Origin of the sequence: Psychrobacter sp. P11G5, assembly GCF_001593305.1 — a bacterium.
Lineage (GTDB): Bacteria > Pseudomonadota > Gammaproteobacteria > Pseudomonadales > Moraxellaceae > Psychrobacter.
On sequence record NZ_CP012533.1, the window covers coordinates 2,161,026 to 2,181,506 of the forward strand.

The window sequence follows — 20,481 nt, forward strand, 5'->3', positions numbered from 1 at the left end:
ATCGCTAGTCAGCTAACAGGTAAAGGTAACCGTTTATGTTCGCTACGTTTATGATTGATCAGATGGATGCGCTAATGCTAGCGCGCATCCAGTTTGCTTTTGTTATCTCTTTTCATATTGTCTTTCCTGCCTTCTCTATCGGACTTGCCAGCTTTCTGACAGTGCTTGAATTTCGCTGGCTCAGGACCGGCGAGCCTATTTACGCTGAAGTCTATAAACATTGGGTAAAAATATTTGCCGTTGTTTTTGGCATGGGCGTGGTATCGGGCGTGGTCATGTCCTATCAGTTCGGAACCAACTGGGCAGTATTCTCAGACAGAGCTGGTAACGTCTTAGGTCCTCTACTCGCCTATGAAGTTCTGACCGCGTTCTTTTTAGAAGCTTCTTTCCTAGGAATTATGCTATTTGGTTGGGGCCGAGTCAGTAAGCGCATGCACTTTGCATCGACCGCTATTGTAGCCATTGGTACGCTCATTTCAGGGTTTTGGATTTTGGCGGCTAACAGCTTTATGCAAACGCCGCAGGGTTTTATGATGGGCGCTGACGGTCTACTCTATCCAACCAACTGGCTTGAGATTATTTTTAATCCCTCATTTCCTTACCGCTATGCACATATGATGACGGCAGCATTTTTGACCACTGCCTTTGTGATTGGTGGTATCGGTGCTTATTATATTCAGTCTAAAAAGCATACCGAACATCGTCAGCATGGCCGCGTTATGTTAGGTATGGCGATGGTCATGGCTATTTTTGTCGCCCCAGCACAAGTATTGATTGGCGATATGCATGGCTTAAATACTCTTGAACATCAACCTGCTAAAGTTGCAGCGATGGAAGGGCTTTGGGAAGATGAGCGCGGTGCGCCATTAATCCTGTTTGCTATTCCAGACCAAGAGGCACAAAAAAACCATTATGAAGTCAAAATACCTTATGTATCTGGTCTGATTTTAACTCATTCGTTAGATGGCGAAGTTAAAGGGCTTAAGAACTGGGCCCCAGAGGACCAGCCTTATGTCCCTATCGTATTTTGGTCGTTTCGCGTTATGGTAGGTATTGGAACGCTGATGGTGTTAGTAGGATTATTTAGCCTCTATAAATACTTTAAAAAACAGCAGTTCAATCCTGAAAGTAAATGGTTCCACCGTGCATGGATGATGATGACGCCTCTTGGTTTCATTGCTCTGCTTGCTGGCTGGTTCGTTACCGAAACTGGTCGTCAGCCTTGGACGGTATATGGCGTGATTCGTACTGCTGAAAGTATGTCACCCGTTGCTGCACAGCAAGTGGCAACAACGCTGATTGGCTTTATCGTGCTGTATATCTTTGTTTTCGGTGCGGGTAGTTTCTATATCCTACGCTTGATTGCTCAAGGGCCTAAACCGTATGAAGACCCTGCGGATGACAACTTTTATGAGCATTCTATCACTGAGGGTCAAGGTCGTACGCTTAGTGGTGATAGCCATGCCAGTGAAAAGATGGAGCAACATGACTCTGAAGATCTTGATACGCCAGCGAATGATAAAGAAGATGGAGGGTTGCGCTAATGTTTAACTACGGTGATGTATTAGATTTACCTTTAATCTGGGGCGGACTAATCGCTCTATCTGTCTTTATTTATGTACTGCTTGATGGCTTTGACTTAGGTTGTGGCATTTTGTTCCCCTTTGCGGGCTCAGATAAAAACCGTAGCCGGATGATGAACTCTATTGCACCGTTTTGGGATGGTAATGAGACTTGGCTAGTATTGGGCGGTGGTGGCTTGTTTGCCGCTTTCCCAGTTGCTTACGGTATTATTATGACGGGTCTCTACTTGCCTGTTACCGCAATGCTATTCGGTCTTATTATGCGCGGAGTGGCGTTTGAGTTTCGCTTTAAAGCTTCCTCACGCCGTCATGTCTGGGATACCTTCTTTTTTGTAGGTTCTGTGGTAGCTACTTTCTCTCAGGGAATTATGCTTGGTGCATTGGTTCAAGGGTTAGAGGCAAGCAACCGCTTGTATACCGGCGGCCCTTTTGATTGGTTCTCGCCTTTCCCAATTATGTGCGGGTTTGCACTTATTATCGGTTATGCGTTACTGGGCTCTACTTGGCTGATTATCAAAACTGAACATAAATTACAGGTTTGGGCGCGCAAAGTCTCTGGCTGGATGCTAATGGCATTAGTAGCCGCGATGATTGCCGTCACGATATCTATGTTCTTCTCAGATATCGATGCTCTTGAAGGCTGGTTTAGCTTCCCAGGTTTGCTGTATCTTGCACCAATGCCAATTATTGTATTACTGCTATTCTTCTTAATGCGTAAGGACTTAAATACTGAGCGTGAATATCGTCCATTTTTATTGACGGTCGCTCTATTTTTGATGGGTTATATCGGTGTGTGTTTTGCTATATTCCCTTATATAGTACCGTATCAGATGACGATTTATGAAGCTGCCGCTGCCGATACCTCACTATCCTTTATGCTGATTGGTGCAGTTATTATGCTGCCGATTATCTTAAGTTACACCGCTTTTGCGTATTATACCTTTAAAGGTAAATCTGATCATAATCCTATGTATTAATCAATAATAGTAGTATGCAATGGATAAATTAGAATGATTGTAGCTGCTGTACTAAATGATAGCAGCCACAATCAAAACGCAAATTGGGTGGTCACCATGAGAAAGCTTAGTAAGAAACAATCCCAATGGGCATGGTTCATTGGTTTATATCTAGCAGGTTTTTTAGTTATCTTTACTATTGCCCAATTAATCAAATTGGCGATGGGCGTTTAAAATATTATTTATGTGATAAAAAAGCAGCGCTGATCATAAGATTAGCGCTGCTTTTTATTATCAAACTTCTTTCATTATCGTACTAGTCAAGCGCCATAATGATTATCCGCGCCTTTACTGTTAATAAAATCATTTACTTGCTCTAGACGCTCAGGCGTACCAACGTCTATCCAGTTATCTTTAATCACTTCAGCGGTAATCTGAAACTTAATCATCGCCTGCTTAAGCAATGGCGCTAGTGCCGCTGGTTGCCCCGTTATCAGTCCATCAACCAATCTGGGAGACATTACGCTAATACCAGCAAAGGTATATTTGTCAGCATCACCAACTGGATTCTCACTGGCCAAACCATTATTGATAGCGAAGTCACCACCATCATTATGTTCTGGATTATCAATTAATAATAGATGTGCACGCTGATCGGCACTCAGCGTATAGTCTTGCAATTGCGCAAAATCATACGTTGTCCAGACATCAGAGTTGACTAGGATAAAAGGTTCATCTCGCAATTTACCTGATTGTAATGCTTGAAAAATCCCGCCTGCAGTCTCCAAAGGCTCATTATCTTCAACTGACCAATGCAAATTCACCCCATATTGCGACCCATCGCCCAGTGTATCCATTAGCTTGTCAGCAAGCCATGAGACATTGATAGCAATATTAGTGATGCCCGCTGCTTGTAACGCCTTAATATGCCAGACAATTAGCGGCTGTCCACCGACTTCAACTAAAGGTTTGGGGGTCTCAAGAGTTAATGGACGCAGACGTGTTCCCTTGCCAGCAGCCAAAATCATTGCTTGCGTTATAACAGACATGCACGCTCCTTATTAAAATCATTATTTTGGTAATCAACTCAATTCATTGACATCTATTACGATGCAAACTTGTCTTGATAAGCAGGTAATACGCTATCTTGCAGCCATTGATTAAACGGCAATATTGCTTGCTTCATAGCATCACTACCTTGCTCAGCAAGGCAATTTAACTCAAGAATGAGATCGCGCATAACTTTTGGAATATCAGCCAAATAGCGGTTTTTACCATCACGCTCAGACAAACGAATAAAAATTCCTAATACTTTTAGATGTCGTTGTACACCCATTACATTCAAATCATGTTCAAACTGCTCAGCACTGTCCGCTGTCGGTAGCGTTGCTAGCTGCTGCAATTGCCAGAAATCATTAACCCAGCTTGATACCTGACTCTCTGGCCATTCAACATATGCATCACGCACTAAGGATACCAAATCATAAGTATATGCACCGATTACAGCATCTTGAAAATCAATGACGCCTAAGCGCGAATGATCTGCTTGATCTTGCATTAAGTTGCGACTGTGATAATCACGATGAACAATCACCTGCGGTTGAGTCAAAATATCATCGATTAAGGCCGATTTTAGATTTTCCCATAACTTCTCATTAAGGCTTACACCAATATAAGGTATGAACCAATCACGAAACAAATCCATTTCACGATTGAGCATTGCGCCATTATAATCTGGTAGTTCGTGCTCTACGCGAGCTGTTTGCACAGATGTTTTTTGTAGATCGACTAATGTTTTCATCGCCAACTGGTAACAGTCATTCACCTTTGCAGTTGGCGCATCAACCAATAAGTGCGCGAACTCTGTCGCTCCAAAATCTTGTAGTACCAAAAACCCTTGTGCCATATCTTGGGCAATAAGCTCTGGCACATTGATTGCAGGCGCCATCAGCTTAGTAACGTTGACAAACTGCTGCATTGCTTCTTGCTCATCAGCGGAATCCATGACGATATACCGTGCTGCTGGGGTATCATCGCTGCTGTTAGCATCAAACAGTTGTATGCGATGGTACTGGCGTGCACTGGCATCACCCGGTAAGCTATCAAGAATAAACGTTTGATCTTCAAATACTTGCTGCAACCAGTTCTCTAATTGCTGCTGACGGGTACTGTTATCGACATCAGTATTGATATTAGTATTGGCATCAGGCTGTAAAACTATATTGTCTGTCATAAAGTGCATCGCAGGTTAACAGTCAATAAGCTTAAGTACTTGATAATTGTAAGAACAATAATACTGAAAATACAATCGTCAAAAATACCTAGCATTAATGACTAAATTAGTAATAAATAAAGTGAATACTTGCTAAAATGACGAGCTATTTTTATTTGCTGGACGTTTTAGGTTATTTTTAAGCCTCATTTTATGCGCTGTGCTGAGCATTAATGGTAAAAACGTCTTGCTACGTCATAAAATTTGATGAATAGTGTAGCTGATTTGGTTTTTTTTGACTATGATAACTCATCAATAGTTGTAATATGACCGGATATCCAAATCTATATTATCGTATAGTGGTCAGATATACCTTTGCTATTGACTCGTTTTTATTGGCTCAAACTGGTTTTTTATCAGTCTAGCTTAGATATAGGACGAGATTAAAATATACAACTGAACCAAATATCGCAACCCCATAGGCTTTGCAATCATAGGTGTGCCCTTGTTATATTCTCCGCTTTACCAAAGCATTCGTTTGATTTTATTTGGTGCCTTGAGCTTGACCGGCTTGACTGTGAGCGCTGCTACAGTAATGAGCGATGATAAGCAGGCAGCACCGTTAATCTCTGACAGCCCTAGTATTGCTAGTGCTCCTACCAAAGAATACAGCAATAGCTATAGTAATGAATTAAGCACTATACCAAAGACAAATTTGGACTCTTCAACCACTATTGGGCTTGCCAACTCTGAGCAAATTGCTGTCGTGCCGATTAGCAATCAGACTAAAGATACCAGTTATAACTTAACTTCTAGCGATGATTTCATCTCTAATAACAAATTAACTGCTAATAATGTAATTACTGAAACTGACACCATAGCTGCGCTGCCAGTAACTGAAACTACTCAAAACCTAGCTCTTGAAGCAGAGCGATCATTCAATGAAAGCGATAATAAGAGTTCAACGCTGACACGTCAAAATACGAATAAGAATTCAGCAATTGATAACAATCGTCTTAATCTTAATGATGAAAGTGTTCAAGACAGTCTGATGCGTTTAGCAGAATTTTATGAGCTGACTCCAGATACTGATCCGTCGACTTTAAGAAATAATGACAATACTATAAACTCTGAACAGACTACTGGCTCTGAACAAGACGGTATTCAAAATACGCTAACGCCTACGCCGCAAACCATTCCAAAAGTAGGTGAAAACTTAAGGCTACTTCCAAGGGTCGTAGATAGCGCTCAGCGCTGTGAAGGCCAATGGGTTAATCCTAAACGTAATCCTAATTACCAGCGCGCAGTAAATGAAGCAGGTGGACAGGCAAATACCAATCTTAACGGCGTTCCTAATAATCAAGCGCCACTGTTTGCGGAGTCTGATTACGGCTACTACGATAATGTAGATTATGCTGAGCTATCAGGCAACGTCATTATCGACCAAGGCACTCAGCATATCGAAGCCAATAAAGTCGTGCTTGATTTGACCAATGGCATTGCTGCTGCGCAAGGCAAAGTGATGTTTACTGACCAAGCCACTGGCAATGGCAACACTCGAAATAATGGTAAAGTTGGTATTACGAACAAGGCTGCACAGGGTGGTCTTATCGGTGTTGCAGATAACTTGGCTTATAATACTGAGACTGGACAATCAACTGCTGATGAAGTGGCTTTTGCCAGTGTGGAATTGCAAGCACATGGCTACGCCAAGCGTTTGAATCGACCTAACGACACTCAGTATGAGCTTGATGAGGTGATGTTCAGCACCTGTCCGCCCACAAATCGCAAGTGGCAATTCGATGCTAAAAGCATTGATCTAGATACTGAGACTGGGCGCGGCGAAGCTTATAATACTACCTTCCGTATCGCTGATGTTCCTGTATTTTACTTACCTTACTTCAACTTCCCTATCGACAGTCGCCGTAGTAGTGGATTTTTATTACCTAGTGCCAGTATTGGTAGCGAAAGTGGTCTCGAAATCGATATTCCTTATTATTTCAATTTAGCACCCAATTACGATGCTACCCTAAACACTCATATCTACACCAATCGTAATCCTATGCTCTCAGGTGAGTTCCGTTATTTAACTGAGCAATATGGCGAAGGTATCTTTAACGGCTCATATTTACCTAATGACAAAGAGTATGACGATGAGGATCGGAGTAGCTTTTTCTATGATCATTATTGGTCATCGAATAGCATTCCACGTTTGAGTGGTGATGCGAAGTACAGTTATGTGTCTGACGAAGACTACCTTAACGACTTTGATACGCTGGGTTTATCAGACAATACGTTGAACCTGCCAAGACGTGCCCGACTTAATTATTATAATGATTATGTTAATGGTGAGCTAAAACTTGAAACGTTCCAAACGCTCAGTGCATTTACTAACGCAGGCGATGCGCTAGAAGATAAAGATAAGCCCTACTCACGTCTACCACAGTTATCATTAAATTACCGCCTACCATGGTTAGATGCCTTTGATATTACTGGCGTTCACGACTCAGCTTACTTCAAAAAATCCATTGATGATGGTTCTGAAGATGAAAAGAGCGGTGTACGTGTCTATAACAAGTTAAGCACTACTTATCCGATTGAAGCTGCATGGGGTTATGTAAAACCCAAGCTTAGCCTGCAACACCTGTACACCTCGTATGATCAAGATAGCTTAGAGGATAACCAATTAAATAAAGAGGACGGTAATCAATCAGTATTTGTACCACAAGCTAGTATTGATGCTGGTCTGCACTTTTATCGCCCTGGTTCACCATTTGGTGCCTTCGACGATACAATGGGCGGCTATCAGCTACTTAGTCCGCGTCTAAAATATACTTACTCACCATTTGAAGACCAAAACGATATTCCTAACTTCAATACTCGTATTGCGTCTATTAACTATGAACAGCTATTTTCGGACAGTTGGTTCTTAGGACATGATCGCTTGCAAGACTTGCATGCCATTACTCCAGGTATCAATTATCGTTACATCGACGCAACGGGTGTGACACGTTTTGATGGTAGCATTGCAGAGCAGTTCTATTATGGTGATGGGCGCGTCACTCTTGATGATCAGACGCCAGTATTTAACACCTCATCATCTGGAATGGTATGGAATGCTAGCACCCAACCTTACAATAACGTATGGGTTGATGTTAGTGGCGCTTTAAATAACAGCTACGACCTCAATTATCTTACGACAGAGCTACGCTATCAGCCGTCAGATAATAGCTTATTTAACGTCGGTTTTGTCAAACGCCAGCGTGATGAGAATACTGACCAATTGCCATTATCTGCATTTACAGCATCGGCAATTTTCCCTGTTAATAACAGTTGGCGCGTGTTGGCACAAGGACAATACGATTATCGTAGTGATAAAATGCTAGATGCACTCGTCGGTATTGATTATGAAGACTGCTGTATTGGTTTTGCAGTTTATGGTCGCCGCTACTATAATGATTTAAACCTTAAAGAGAAACCTACGCAAGCGATTATGGCAGAGATTAGGCTCAACGGGCTTGGCAGTGGTAGCAGTCGTCTCACCCGCTTACTTGCGGATAAGGTCTTAGGCTTTGAGCCAGTACAAACTGCTTGGAAAGATTAGCAGAAATTTTTAGAAATATTGATTTAGCAGTCTTAAATTAACGAGCGATAATGTAGTAATTGAAGCAATTCAATAGACTAAACAATCACGTAATAACATTGTGGGCAAGAGTATTCAATATATGATTATTCGTAATGTAACCTGCGAATAATTATGAAGATCATTGCCCAAACACCATCCGATGCGATGACATTGATGAGGAGCATCATGAGATTTTTTTCTTTACGTCAGACCAGCCGTGCTGTACTAATTTCTATGGGTATGAGCGCAGGCATTTTAATAAGCTTTAGTAGTCAAGCAGCAACTGTTAAACCTGCAAATGCGCAACCAAACGTTGCAACTGCTAGTCAAAACAACAATGCTCGCTTAACGCCTGCTAATAGTACTGACGGTATTATTGCTCTAGTCAATGATAACGCTATCTTAAAAAGCGACTTAGTCGATGCTATTGCTCAAACCCAAGCACGTGCGCAAGCAGCTGGCGAGCCTATCGCCAATTCAGCGCAATTGCAGTCTGAGGTATTAAATGCATTGATTCTACGTGAGTTGCAACTCTCGTTAATCAATCGTGTCGGTCTCAAGGCCGATGAAGCAGCCATCAATCAACGTCTTGCACAAATTGCTCAGTCTGAAGGACTCGGTAGTATTAGCGCTCTACAGCAACGTCTAGATGCCAATCAAGCAGGAAGCTATGCCGCTTTACGTGCACAACTGATTGAAGATGCTGCTATTCAGTCTTTGCAACAGCGCCAAATCACCAGCCGTGTACGTATCAGTGAGCAAGATATTGATGCGTTTTTGAACTCTCCGGAAGCCAAGCGCCTAAATCAAAGTGAATATCAAACTATTCACGTTCGCGTACCGTATATAGATGACTATAGTCGCTTATCTGAAGCTCAACGTAGTGAGGCGCTAAAAGTCGCTCAAGTATTACGTACTCGTCTACAAGCGCCAAATGTCGATGTTGAAGCTGCTGTAGCCGCAGCCCAAGGCAGCTATCCAATTCCGTTACAAGGTGGCGATATGGGTTTTCATAAAGCTGCTGCTCTGCCCATAGAGCTCTCTAGCGAGATTACTAAGCTTGAAGTTGGTGCCGTTAGCGCTCCACTAGTGACCCCTGAAGGCATTGATATTATTAAACTGGCTAATAAAAAAGCTAGTGACACTATGATTATACCGCAGTGGCATGCTCGTCATATATTGGTCAAAGTGGATGAGCTACAAACTGATGCACTTGCTGAACAGAAGATTAACGATCTATATGGTCAGCTACGTAAAGGTGCAGATTTTGCAGATCTAGCATCAACTTATTCAGATGATCCAGGTTCAGCGGGACGTGGCGGTGATCTTGATTGGGTAAGCGAAGAAGATATGGTTGGCCCATTTGAAGCTGTTATGAAAAACACTACCGTTGGTGATTACTCTGCGCCCTTTAAAACTCAGTTTGGTTGGCATATTTTAAAAGTCGAAGGTAAACGCCAACAGGATGTCAGCGAGCAGTATCGCCGCAACATGGCTCGTCAAGCACTGTATCAACGCTTAGCACCACAAGCCCAAGAAGATTGGTTACAAGAGTTACGTGCTGGTGCTTACATCCAAGTGCTTAATTGATATCTAGATATCATATTTTTAGCTTAAGTTACAGTTGATAGGTTTTTAAGGGCGTATACAGATGTATATGCCCTTTTTATTATTTTAAAATCCATTTATAGCAATTAAATTTTCAATTAATCATTAAGAAATCTCAATGTTTTTTACGCCCCGCAAGTCGCTTATTATATGCTAGTATTATTACAACCAACTAGAGTTTGGTTTTGTTGGTTTATTGTTAACTTAAATCCTTTTATAACTGTTTGTACTATTCCTAACCATTATTCACAATAACTGTAACAATCAGCTGATGTTTGGTAAATATAATGCTCCAACAGTTTGCTAAGCCCAAGTAGTTTTTCATTAATCTCATTGCTATAAATGAAAAATCTCACGAGGTAGCATTTTAGGGACTGTCATGGATATTATAAATATAAAAACACTGCATCGCAGTGCATCTTTTACACCTCCATAATCATATTTGATATTTAGGATACATAAACGTGGACAATAAATTAACTGGTAGCGACTTAACTCGAGCGATGTTAGATCGTGGCGATAAACAGATTTGGTGTGCAGTAGACGATGATAGTGATGAGCGTGCTATTAGCGATCAAATTGATAATGACTTTACGGCTCGTATTGTGTCTTTTCGCGATGGAAAATTTTTCTGTACCGCTGGAATGACATGGTTGTACGCTGTACCCATCAAAATCAGTGTACTTACTCAAGAAGAAGTGGGTTTGTAATTATAACTGGCTTAACTAACAATTGAAGTAACCTATCTTATTTCAAAGAGATGATTGTGGGTGAGATAAACGTGCTTGAAAATCATTATTGCTTTTAAAGGTATATGCAAATGCATATGCTTTTTATATTTAGAGCTACTGTATTTAGTTTGGTAGAACCCTATCATTTAACGAAATAGTACACAAAGAAAAGCCCCGAACCTAGGGCGATTGGTTCGGGGCTTTAACGCTTCATATTGTTATTATTATTGTTTCTTCCTTCGCGACTCATCCTAAGTCACAAACAGTAGCCTATAAGACAGCGGGCTGACCTGTTCCTGTATTGCTACTGTCTCAACACCGCCTCCTTGCCTATCCTTGTGTTGATGGTGCTATTGTATTGGAATCATATATGAGTAGCTAGAGGCTAAAAACCCTATTTGTTGTACGCTTTAGCTTACATTTATCCGCCTAACTGAATAGAAAGAATAGCTGCGCGCTAAACGATGATGTTAACTAAAATCCGCCTGTTCTTCTGCATGCTCTTTTGAGACTTTGGTTCCTTCCTTTTTGCCTTCTTCAATTTTGTTTTCTGTTTCTTTGATATCTTCAGTTTGAGCGGTAGGAGCATTTTGTTCCTGCTTACTCGCCTCTTCTGGTTCGTACTGTAAAGTAGTCATAACAGGGAAATGATCAGAGCCAATAGAAGGCATACGCTGAATATCAACCACGGTAAAGCAAGCACTATGAAATATATGATCTAGTGCCCAGCGTAAAAACGGATATTTGACATGAAAGGTATTAATAAAATGTCGACCGATACGCGGATCTAATAAACCTGAAATGCGTTGAAAACGGCGGGTCGTCTTTGACCATGCTACATCATTGAGATCACCCGCTAATATCGCGGTTTGATCATTATCTTTGATGTGTTTGCCAACCATAAGTAGCTCAGCATCACGGGTAGTTGACTTATCTGCTTCCGTCGGACTTGGCGGCATCGGGTGCAAACAATACAACCAAATAACTCGACCACTTTGCAGGCGCAGCTGCGTATGAATAGAGGGTATATCATCTATCATTAAATATTTAACTTTAGGATCTATCAGCTCAAGCTTAGAATATAGATGCATACCATACAGATTGTCTAGCGGTACTTTTACAGTATAAGGATAATCTACCTCAATTTGATGTAGAGCTTTTTCCCACTTCTCATCACTCTCCAACGTAATCAAAATATCAGGCTGTCTTTGATTAACCAAATCGACCAATTTTTGTGTTTTATCATTGGGCGTAAGGACGTTTGATACCATTATTTTAAGCTGATGGGCTTGCCCTTCTGGCTTGTCTTTTGCATTCTGAACTTCTTTTTTCCAAAGCTTAGTATATGGTAATACCATTCTGAGCTGAAAAGCCAAAGTAAGACTTAGAGCTATAAATAACAACCATTGTCCTAACTGCCAGTCTGGCCAAAACATTAACATGCTAACCCATGCAATGACGCCTAGTACCATTATCTGAATACGGGGAAATTCAACACCTCGCACCCACCAATTATCAAGAGGCAACCAACCCCATACCGTTACAAATGCGATAAACCCTGCTAACCACTGTGCGCCATAATATAATAGGGAGAGATCCATAGTATGTATTAACCGTTTATTAAATTGATGGTTGAAGTGATAATTATATCCGTCATCATTAGATGACAAAAGCCTGTATTATTCTCATCTAAAGTGATAATAGAAGCCTACTTTAGCATTTCATAAGACTATAGCCTACTATTGAACATTAATTAAGCCTAGCCTTCCGTAAAATACTACAATTTTGACCCCTACCATAAATAAAGAGCCAAACATTTAACCCTATTTTAACTCAATACTATTAAAGATTAGTAAATCTAATGAATATTATTACAATAGCAATAACTAAAAGTTATAATTATCATAATTAATAGTGAATAGAAAATGCTTAGAATTAGTTAAAAATCCTTGCTTTTTATAACTATTCACGGCATTGTTATTGGTTGGCGATGCAATAAATAATTGTAAGAAGGATTAAGTTTCATGAGTAATTTAACAGTAGGTTTGGTAGGCTGGCGCGGTATGGTTGGGTCAGTATTAATACAACGTATGCAGGAAGAAAATGACTTCGACGGTATCACACCCGTATTTTTTTCAACCAGTAACGCTGGTGGTAATGCGCCAAGCTTTGATGGTATTAAGACCAGCCAACTAAAAGATGCTCATGATATTGCAGCACTAAGTGATTGTGATGTAATTATTACCTGCCAAGGTGGCGACTATACCTCAAAAGTACACCAACCATTGCGTGAAAATGGCTGGAATGGCTATTGGATTGATGCGGCAAGCACATTACGCATGGAAGACGATAGCATTATCATTCTTGATCCAGTCAATCGTACTGTTATTGATAGTGCCTTAGCTAACGGCAAAAAAGACTTTATCGGTGGCAACTGTACGGTGTCACTGATGCTAATGGCTATCGGTGAGTTATTTAACAAAGGCTGGGTCGAATGGGTCAGTGCCATGACTTATCAAGCAGCGAGTGGCTCAGGCGCAAACAATATGCGTGAGTTAATTAATGGTATGGGCGTACTACATGATGCTGTCAAAGACGAGCTGGCTGATCCTGCAAGCGCCATCCTTGAAATCGATAAAAAAATCGCCCAAACTCAACGCTCGGACGACTTTCCTAAGCAATACTTTGGCGTACCATTAGCCGGTAGTTTGATCCCCTATATTGATGCGCAACTAGAAAACAAGCAGTCACGTGAAGAGTGGAAAGGCGGCGTTGAAACCAATAAAATTCTTGGCAACTCTGAAGCTAACAACATTCCTATCGATGGCATGTGTGTGCGCATTGGTGCAATGCGCTGTCATGCACAAGGTCTAACTATTAAGCTAAAAAAAGATATTCCGTTAGAAGAAATTGAAGCAGCACTGAAAAACAGTGGCAATGAGTGGTTAGATTTGGTCGAAGATAATAAGGAAGCCACCATGAACCGCTTAACACCAGTGGCAGTAACGGGTACTTTGACAGTGGCATTAGGGCGCTTGCGTAAGCTTAATATGGGTCCTGAATATCTAGGGGCCTTTACGGTTGGCGACCAACTATTATGGGGTGCAGCTGAACCATTACGCCGTATGCTAAACATCATCCGTGAGCAAAACAGCTAAGATTATTCCTCTAAAAGTCAAATACGAAAAAGACAGCGCTTGCTGTCTTTTTTTATGGGTATATCATTTCCAAAAATGTGAGTAGCACGGAAAAAGAGTATAGGTATTATATTTGGTAGACTTAGCAAATTCGACACTGCTAGTCATATGCTTTGAGACTAGTATTATTTTGGCTGATAAGCGATCATAACTTCATTGCGGCGCATAAATGGCAGCGTCCATGGCGGATTATAGCGTGCTAATTCAGGAACTCCAGTCATTTCCAATTTCTGTGTCTTCATCCAAGACTGCAAATCCTCCGTCTTTTCAGCGACCTTTTTACTGCCTGTTAACCCTGAGAATTTAATAACGCCATAAGTCTGCGCGGGTATTTCTTTAATTGTGATGTTTAGATTATTTGGTTTAGGCAATGTTTGCATTGTATACTGGCTTGGCATAGTAAATTGTACGCGCCATTTACCATCGGCTTGTTGCATATTTACTGGCGCAGTCATGGCAATTTTCTGTGATTCGTCGCTACCTTTTTTAACTTCAGGCTGCATGGTAACGGGAGCCGTCATACTAATCTTGCTACTTTCTCCACTTGGCGCGGTATTATTGCCAAAGATATAATCCGCTAATATCTTAAATCCTTCGCGACTGGCAGCGTCTTGATCACCTGTTACCCAAGTCTGTGCCACCAGCTGCTCATCATAACGACGCAACTCAAAGTTATCATTCTGCAATAAGACGGTATAGTCTGGCTCTTCGGTAGCCATAGCTGCTCCTGATATAAATAATAAGCTGCTTAGTAGTAAACAGATTGCTTTGGTCATATTATGTCTCCACTATTCAAAAGCAGTGCTTGACGGCTTTTTTTAGTACCATACTTCATCACCTCGTTTTCTACTTTAACAAGCATTAAGTTGCGCTGTCTGTATCTTTTGGTTGTAGCTGGACAATATCCAATACCTATGTTGAATGAGCCATAAAGTTGATAACCCATAAACATCTATGTCCAAAAAATGGCTAACAATGCTATAATTAGCGCCATTTTCATAGCTTAAATAGCGGTTATTATATGCAATTTGTCTTACATAAAACGGCCAGCGGCGAGACGCGTGCACGCCGTGGTACAGTTCATCTCAATCATGGCGACGTGCAAACGCCTGCTTTTATGCCCGTTGGTACTTATGGTACGGTCAAAGGTATGCTGCCACGTGATATTGAAGCCATTGGCGCTGATATCGTGTTAGGTAACACCTTCCACTTATGGCTACGTCCAGGTACCGAAGTTATCGATAAATTCGGTGGCTTGCACAAATTTATGCATTGGAATAAGCCTATCCTAACCGATTCGGGTGGTTTCCAAGTATTTAGCCTTGGCGCAATGCGTAAAATTACTGAAGAAGGGGTCGACTTCAAATCCCCTATTGATGGTGCTAAGGTATTTTTATCACCAGAAAAGTCGATGCAGATTCAATATAGCTTAAACTCAGATATCGTCATGCAATTTGATGAATGTACGCCTTATCCAGCGACTCACGATGAAGCCAAAAAATCTTTAGAGCTATCACTACGTTGGGGACAGCGCTGCGTTGACGAGCATAACAGATTAGGTAGTACCAATGCCCTATTCGGCATCATCCAAGGCAGTATGTACCCAGATTTGCGCAAGCAATCACTTGAAGGTCTACTAGAGATTGGTTTCGATGGTTATGCAATAGGTGGTCTGTCTGTTGGTGAGCCAAAAGATGAGATGATGGATGTTTTAGATTATATGCCAGATGCGATGCCAGCAGACAAGCCACGTTATCTCATGGGTGTTGGTAAGCCTGAAGATATTGTTGAAGCAGTGCGCCGAGGTGTCGATATGTTTGACTGCGTCATGCCGACTCGTAACGCCCGTAACGGTCATTACTTCGTCACAGGCGACACAGACAATGCTGGTGTGGTACGTATCCGTAATAGCCAGTATCGTAACGATGAAGGCCCATTAGATCCTGAGTGCGACTGCTATACTTGCCAAAACTTTAGCCGTGCCTATTTATATCATCTTAATAAGTGCAAAGAGATGCTAGGCGCTCAATTAGCAACGATTCATAACTTACGTTATTACCAGCGTTTGATGCAAGGTATCAGAGACGCTATTGAACAAGACACCTTCGATGAGTTCGTTAGTGAGTTTTACAGTAAGCGCGGTCAAACGGTTCCTGAGCTAAACCTGCGCTAATCATAGTTTTTGAGATTGGCACGCATAAAAAAAGGGCTTAAGATAATTCTTAAGCCCTTTTTTACTACTTACCAATTTTATGACTTAACACGCGCAAGCTCTAACCTATTAGCGTGGTAATAAATACTACAACTACGGCAATCGGAGCAACAAATTTAGCCACTACTTGCCAAAGCTGCCAAGCACCATTGGACAAGCCAAGCTCCTGCTGGATACTATTCTGATCCATTTTCCAACCAAGGAATACGATCGCTGCAAGACCTGTTAAAGGTAACATGAATTTACTAGTGATTTTGTCTAGAATATCAAAGATACCATTACCCATAATAGTAAAATCAGACCATAGGTTAAATGATAACAGTGCAGCAATACCTAGCAGCCAAATTACCGTACTTGCCACAATAGTCGATACAGTACGACTCATTGAAGTGCGCTCTTCTAGAAACTCAACTGTCGGCTCAAGTAATGAGATTGACGAAGTTACTGCAGCAAAAGTAATCAATAAGAAGAACAAAGTACCAATAATAGTACCAGCGCCCATACTACCAAAAGCAATCGGTAGGCTTACAAAGATAAGTCCAGGACCTGAAGCAGGATCAAGACCATTGTTAAAGATGATTGGGAAGATTGCTAGCCCAGCAGCCAAAGCAATAACTGTATCGAGAATAACAACAGTACGTGCCGTTTTGAGTAAGTTCACTTCACGACCCAGATATGAGCCATAAGCAACCATGATACCCATACCAATAGATAGCGTAAAGAAGGCATGACCTAATGCTGCGAGCATCACATCAGCAGTCAACTTGCTAAGGTCTGGGGCAAACAAATAGCTAACTGCCTCGCCAAAACCGCCGTTCATAACGTTGTAACCAACGATAACGAATAAAATAACACCTAATAGCGGCATTAAAATTTTAGCAGTATTTTCAATACCCTTAGTCACACCTATACCAACGATCAAAGCAGTAATGATCATAAATACGGTATGCCAAATCGTCAACGTACCTGCTGAAGCTAGCATAGAATCGAAGGTCGCAGCGACAGAATCACTATCTTGACCTGTAAAACTTCCTGTACCTACTTTAGTAATATAGTTAAGTGCCCACCCACCAATAACGCTATAAAACGATAGAATTAAGAAGCCGCCTAAGATACCAGTAGCACCAACAATACCCCAACTACGTGATTTGCCTTCGCTTGCTGCTACATCCGCAAAGGAGTTGATAGGGTTTTTTTGGCCACGGCGACCGATTAACCATTCGGCTACTAAGATTGGAAAACCAACCAACGCGATACAGAACAAGTAAGCAATAACAAAAGCTGAACCACCGCTTTCACCGACCATATATGGAAATTTCCATATATTTCCTAAACCAACTGCTGATCCTACTGCTGCCAGTACAAAGCCAAAGCTTGAGCTCCATTGAGCATGTTCTTTTTTATTGATAGCCATTTTTCTTTCCTCGTGCTTCACTTAATGCTGTCCATAATCATCCCTGATTATTATAAATAGTTATGATTAATATCAAGCTATTTAGTCAACGCATCAATGTGACGCGCTCAGCAACATTAAGAAAGAATTGTTTACAATACCGTAAACGCTCAGTTTCTGCTAAGCGGCCAAAAAAGTCAAGTAGTCATAAACATAAAAAGCTATAACAATTATGTATGGCTCGTTTAAATACTGGGGTTGATATAAAAGGATTTAGTGACTTGGTAGTACTATGCTAACGTACCACTCCACGTTTACTATGCTGCAACGAGTCAATGAGCAACTGGATTTTTGGCTCTTTTGGTAGTAAATCTTCCTGTAGAACTTTAAGAGATTGTACAGTCGTTAGCCCAGATCTAAATATAGTGAGATAAGCTTGGCGTAATGCATCAATGGTTTGTTGTGACCAGCCCTTGCGACGCATGCCTTCGATATTAAGTCCATGCGCATGTGCTGGGTTACCTGATACCATAGTAAAGGCAGCAACATCTTTTAAGATTAAGCTAGCACCGCCGACTAAACTATAATCATCTACTCGGCAAAACTGATGTATACCTGAGTTACCACCTATAACCGTATTGTTACCAATAGTCACATGTCCTGCAATACCCACATTATTCGCTACGACATTATGATTGCCTATTAAGCAATCGTGAGCGACATGGGTATTAACCATGAATAAATTATGACTGCCAATTTTGGTCAAGCCTTTATCTTGCACAGTACCGCGATGCAAGCTACAAGCTTCACGAATACTATTATGGTCACCAATCTCAAGCCAAGTGCGCTCACCAGCGTACTTCAAATCTTGTGGGTTCTCACCGATACTTGCAAACTGAAAGATCTCATTATGTTTACCAATACGCGTTAGTTTAGTCACTACCACATGACGATGCAAAATGGTGTGCGCACCTATCGTTACCTCATCACCAACGATACAATATGGTCCGATAATTGCTGTCTCATCAATCGTAGCAGATGGTGAGATGAGCGCTGTGGGATGAATCTGACTCATAATGCAGGCCTTTGTATCATTTGATGCGAGTAAATGGTAAAACAGATAGTCTAGCCTTAATGATAATGCTAATACTAATTCCGATCATAAATATGATTATTAATGATTATTCTCATCGCCAGTATTGACGTCAATCTTTAAACACGCTAGCCAACTATTAATTTAAAAGCAATTAGTATTACTAGCTCTTTATTGCTCTTGACGAGCTATCATCACCTGAGCACTAGCAGCCAGCTCATCTTCAACGTGTACTGTACAATCGAACTTATAGATACCATGCTTTTGCATCACTGTTTTGGCGCGGATAATTAGCTGATCACCAGGAATCACTCGGCGTTTAAAACGAACCTTATCAACCCCTGCAAACAGATATAAATAACCATCCTCTGCGGTCAAACCAGCACTAATAAAGCCTAACACCCCTGAAACTTGAGCCATAGACTCAACCATTAACACCCCTGGCATAATAGGCTCGTCAGGGAAGTGACCATTAAAAAACTCTTCATTGATGGTCACATTTTTGATACCAGTAATACATTCACCAGGCTTACAAGCGGTGATTTTATCAACCAACATAAACGGATAACGATGTGGCAGATAGTGCTTGAGCGTATGATAAGTCAACGGCAGTGTTAAGCCTTGTTCAGATAGCGTTTTGATGTCTTCATCATTTAAAGTATCTATATCTGTGGCGCTCATAATGGGGCTTCCTTGCTTTTTTTGCGTACTGTTTATGATTAATAGTGTTGTTTATTCTAGTGTTAGCTATTACTGTTTTGACAATATTGTTGATAGTTAAAATTCGATGTATTTAGCCATCACCTAATTGCTTAAAGCGTACTGCTGCCCGTCGCCACTTAGCGGTTGGCATTGCCGACGTCCCTGATGAATAAGAACCAGCAACTTTAATAGACTTAGTCACCATGGTCATGCCTGATAAAGTAACATCATCTGTGATTTCAATATGACCAGTAATACCTACTGCCCCGCCAATAATGCAGCGCTTGCCAATAGTAGTACTACCAGCGATACCTGTATTGGCAGCGATAGCGGTTCCCGCACCAATGCGGACGTTATGTGCGACCTGTACTAAATTATCAATAATCACGTGATCGCCGATAACGGTATCATCAATTGCCCCACGGTCAATACAGGTATTACTACCAATACGTACATGGTTTCCAATTATCACACGGCCAAGCTGTGCAATACGTTCCCAACCACTGCTGCTCGGATCTCGCGTCGGTGCAAAACCAAATCCTTCAGAACCAACTTTAACACCTGCATGTAGTCTAACATAATCGCCAATAATACAGTCATGTCCAACAACGACCTGCGACTTAAACACGCTGTCAGTACCAATATGCGTATATGATTCAATGACTACATGAGCATCCAAACAACTACGCGCACCGATATGTACATTTTCACCAATCACGCAATGAGGACCAATTTGAACATCAGCCCCGATTACCGCGCTATTAGCAATAACTGCTGTTGGGTGAATACCATTACTCAATATACGACGCGCAAAAAGCTGACTACTAGTAGCATAAGCTAAATAAGGTGACGCTACGACTAGTGCTATGGTTGATAGTGGAACTTGCATGCGATATTGTTCAGTAACGAGAACCGCGCCAGCCTGACTAGACGCCAGACTAGATATATAATGTGGGTCTGCTAAGAAGCTCAGCTGCATGCTATTCGCATCAGTCAGACTACCGACACCATCTAAAGACTGACATAATTGGGCAGCACTAAACTCAGCTTTATTTAATACTGGCTGGCGCTGCTCAATTTGGAAGATAAGTTGTTCAATCGTTATCATAATTAGCGTTAATATGATTAATAAAAATAAAACTGGTGCCAAGCTGGAATTTCAGTTTAGC

At 41.3% G+C, this 20,481-nt stretch carries 16 protein-coding genes; 8 read left to right on the forward strand and 8 right to left on the reverse strand.

All coding sequences use genetic code 11. From position 1 onward, the window contains the following. The first annotated feature begins 50 nt into the window (after positions 1 to 50). Genes AK825_RS08690 through AK825_RS08700 form a run of 3 tightly spaced genes read left to right on the forward strand, consistent with a single transcriptional unit; the run spans position 51 to position 2,773 of the window. Positions 51 to 1,544: a cytochrome ubiquinol oxidase subunit I gene (locus tag AK825_RS08690; protein ID WP_227514157.1), complete on the forward strand. Its 1,494-nt coding sequence runs from the start codon at positions 51 to 53 to the stop codon at positions 1,542 to 1,544. Beyond that, on the forward strand, positions 1,544 to 2,560 hold the full coding sequence (gene cydB, locus AK825_RS08695; RefSeq protein WP_068036327.1) for a cytochrome d ubiquinol oxidase subunit II: 1,017 nt from the start codon (positions 1,544 to 1,546) through the stop codon (positions 2,558 to 2,560). The genes AK825_RS08690 and cydB overlap by 1 nt, the downstream gene beginning before the upstream one ends. 33 nt (positions 2,561 to 2,593) lie before the next feature. After that, positions 2,594 to 2,773, forward strand: coding sequence for a hypothetical protein (locus tag AK825_RS08700; RefSeq protein ID WP_068036329.1), 180 nt, complete (start codon positions 2,594 to 2,596; stop codon positions 2,771 to 2,773). An 86-nt stretch (positions 2,774 to 2,859) separates the two neighbouring features. Here the strand turns inward: AK825_RS08700 and murU are convergent, their stop codons facing one another. Further along, the gene (gene murU / locus AK825_RS08705) at positions 2,860 to 3,588 is read right to left on the reverse strand and encodes an N-acetylmuramate alpha-1-phosphate uridylyltransferase MurU (RefSeq protein ID WP_068036331.1); all 729 of its coding nucleotides are present in this window, start codon (positions 3,586 to 3,588) and stop codon (positions 2,860 to 2,862) included. Positions 3,589 to 3,644: 56 nt separating this feature from the next. Next, positions 3,645 to 4,772 (reverse strand): phosphotransferase, encoded by a 1,128-nt coding sequence (locus AK825_RS08710; protein ID WP_082787219.1) that lies wholly within the window; start codon positions 4,770 to 4,772, stop codon positions 3,645 to 3,647. 478 nt (positions 4,773 to 5,250) lie between these two features. On the opposite strand from AK825_RS08710, the gene lptD reads away from it, so the two are divergent. From lptD to AK825_RS08725, 3 genes are all read left to right on the forward strand, one after another. After that, positions 5,251 to 8,355, forward strand: a complete 3,105-nt coding sequence (gene lptD, locus AK825_RS08715; RefSeq protein ID WP_227514042.1) for an LPS assembly protein LptD — start codon at positions 5,251 to 5,253, stop codon at positions 8,353 to 8,355. A gap of 207 nt (positions 8,356 to 8,562) precedes the next feature. Beyond that, positions 8,563 to 9,966 carry a peptidylprolyl isomerase gene (locus tag AK825_RS08720; protein WP_068036335.1) on the forward strand — a complete coding sequence of 468 codons (1,404 nt, stop codon included), beginning with the start codon at positions 8,563 to 8,565 and terminating at the stop codon, positions 9,964 to 9,966. Between the two features lie 482 nt (positions 9,967 to 10,448). Next, positions 10,449 to 10,694, forward strand: a complete 246-nt coding sequence (locus AK825_RS08725) for a hypothetical protein (protein WP_068036338.1) — start codon at positions 10,449 to 10,451, stop codon at positions 10,692 to 10,694. A 491-nt stretch (positions 10,695 to 11,185) separates the two neighbouring features. Here AK825_RS08725 and AK825_RS08730 read toward each other — a convergent pair whose 3' ends face one another. Further along, positions 11,186 to 12,316 (reverse strand): endonuclease/exonuclease/phosphatase family protein, encoded by a 1,131-nt coding sequence (locus tag AK825_RS08730; protein WP_068036341.1) that lies wholly within the window; start codon positions 12,314 to 12,316, stop codon positions 11,186 to 11,188. A 423-nt stretch (positions 12,317 to 12,739) separates the two neighbouring features. On the opposite strand from AK825_RS08730, the gene asd reads away from it, so the two are divergent. Beyond that, positions 12,740 to 13,873: an aspartate-semialdehyde dehydrogenase gene (gene asd, locus AK825_RS08735; protein WP_068036343.1), complete on the forward strand. Its 1,134-nt coding sequence runs from the start codon at positions 12,740 to 12,742 to the stop codon at positions 13,871 to 13,873. A 164-nt stretch (positions 13,874 to 14,037) separates the two neighbouring features. Here the strand turns inward: asd and AK825_RS08740 are convergent, their stop codons facing one another. Continuing rightward, positions 14,038 to 14,631 carry a heme-binding protein gene (locus AK825_RS08740; RefSeq protein WP_227514043.1) on the reverse strand — a complete coding sequence of 198 codons (594 nt, stop codon included), beginning with the start codon at positions 14,629 to 14,631 and terminating at the stop codon, positions 14,038 to 14,040. A gap of 302 nt (positions 14,632 to 14,933) precedes the next feature. On the opposite strand from AK825_RS08740, the gene tgt reads away from it, so the two are divergent. Continuing rightward, complete coding sequence (tgt, locus tag AK825_RS08750) at positions 14,934 to 16,085, forward strand: tRNA guanosine(34) transglycosylase Tgt (RefSeq protein ID WP_068036349.1); 1,152 nt, start codon at positions 14,934 to 14,936, stop codon at positions 16,083 to 16,085. A gap of 100 nt (positions 16,086 to 16,185) precedes the next feature. Here tgt and AK825_RS08755 read toward each other — a convergent pair whose 3' ends face one another. From AK825_RS08755 to lpxD, 4 genes are all read right to left on the reverse strand, one after another. Next, positions 16,186 to 17,538 carry a sodium-dependent transporter gene (locus tag AK825_RS08755; protein WP_068036351.1) on the reverse strand — a complete coding sequence of 451 codons (1,353 nt, stop codon included), beginning with the start codon at positions 17,536 to 17,538 and terminating at the stop codon, positions 16,186 to 16,188. 274 nt (positions 17,539 to 17,812) lie between these two features. Next, positions 17,813 to 18,592: an acyl-ACP--UDP-N-acetylglucosamine O-acyltransferase gene (gene lpxA, locus AK825_RS08760; RefSeq protein ID WP_068036353.1), complete on the reverse strand. Its 780-nt coding sequence runs from the start codon at positions 18,590 to 18,592 to the stop codon at positions 17,813 to 17,815. A gap of 189 nt (positions 18,593 to 18,781) precedes the next feature. Continuing rightward, on the reverse strand, positions 18,782 to 19,291 hold the full coding sequence (fabZ, locus tag AK825_RS08765) for a 3-hydroxyacyl-ACP dehydratase FabZ (RefSeq protein ID WP_068036355.1): 510 nt from the start codon (positions 19,289 to 19,291) through the stop codon (positions 18,782 to 18,784). A 112-nt stretch (positions 19,292 to 19,403) separates the two neighbouring features. Then, entirely contained in the window at positions 19,404 to 20,420 is a 1,017-nt protein-coding gene (lpxD, locus tag AK825_RS08770) for a UDP-3-O-(3-hydroxymyristoyl)glucosamine N-acyltransferase (RefSeq protein WP_068036357.1), read from the reverse strand. Positions 20,421 to 20,481: the final 61 nt, after the last annotated feature.

Bases quoted from the DNA above. Each gene is read 5' to 3' on its own strand.
- AK825_RS08755 (WP_068036351.1), bottom strand. From the start codon at position 17,538: ATGGCTATCAATAAAAAAGAACATGCTCAATGGAGCTCAAGCTTTGGC.
- AK825_RS08740 (WP_227514043.1), bottom strand. From the start codon at position 14,631: ATGGCTACCGAAGAGCCAGACTATACCGTCTTATTGCAGAATGATAAC.
- fabZ (WP_068036355.1), bottom strand. From the start codon at position 19,291: ATGAGCGCCACAGATATAGATACTTTAAATGATGAAGACATCAAAACG.
- lpxA (WP_068036353.1), bottom strand. From the start codon at position 18,592: ATGAGTCAGATTCATCCCACAGCGCTCATCTCACCATCTGCTACGATT.
- AK825_RS08700 (WP_068036329.1), top strand. From the start codon at position 2,594: ATGATTGTAGCTGCTGTACTAAATGATAGCAGCCACAATCAAAACGCA.
- murU (WP_068036331.1), bottom strand. From the start codon at position 3,588: ATGTCTGTTATAACGCAAGCAATGATTTTGGCTGCTGGCAAGGGAACA.
- asd (WP_068036343.1), top strand. From the start codon at position 12,740: ATGAGTAATTTAACAGTAGGTTTGGTAGGCTGGCGCGGTATGGTTGGG.
- AK825_RS08710 (WP_082787219.1), bottom strand. From the start codon at position 4,772: ATGACAGACAATATAGTTTTACAGCCTGATGCCAATACTAATATCAAT.
- tgt (WP_068036349.1), top strand. From the start codon at position 14,934: ATGCAATTTGTCTTACATAAAACGGCCAGCGGCGAGACGCGTGCACGC.
- AK825_RS08720 (WP_068036335.1), top strand. From the start codon at position 8,563: ATGAGATTTTTTTCTTTACGTCAGACCAGCCGTGCTGTACTAATTTCT.
- AK825_RS08690 (WP_227514157.1), top strand. From the start codon at position 51: ATGATTGATCAGATGGATGCGCTAATGCTAGCGCGCATCCAGTTTGCT.
- AK825_RS08730 (WP_068036341.1), bottom strand. From the start codon at position 12,316: ATGGATCTCTCCCTATTATATTATGGCGCACAGTGGTTAGCAGGGTTT.
- lpxD (WP_068036357.1), bottom strand. From the start codon at position 20,420: ATGATAACGATTGAACAACTTATCTTCCAAATTGAGCAGCGCCAGCCA.
- cydB (WP_068036327.1), top strand. From the start codon at position 1,544: ATGTTTAACTACGGTGATGTATTAGATTTACCTTTAATCTGGGGCGGA.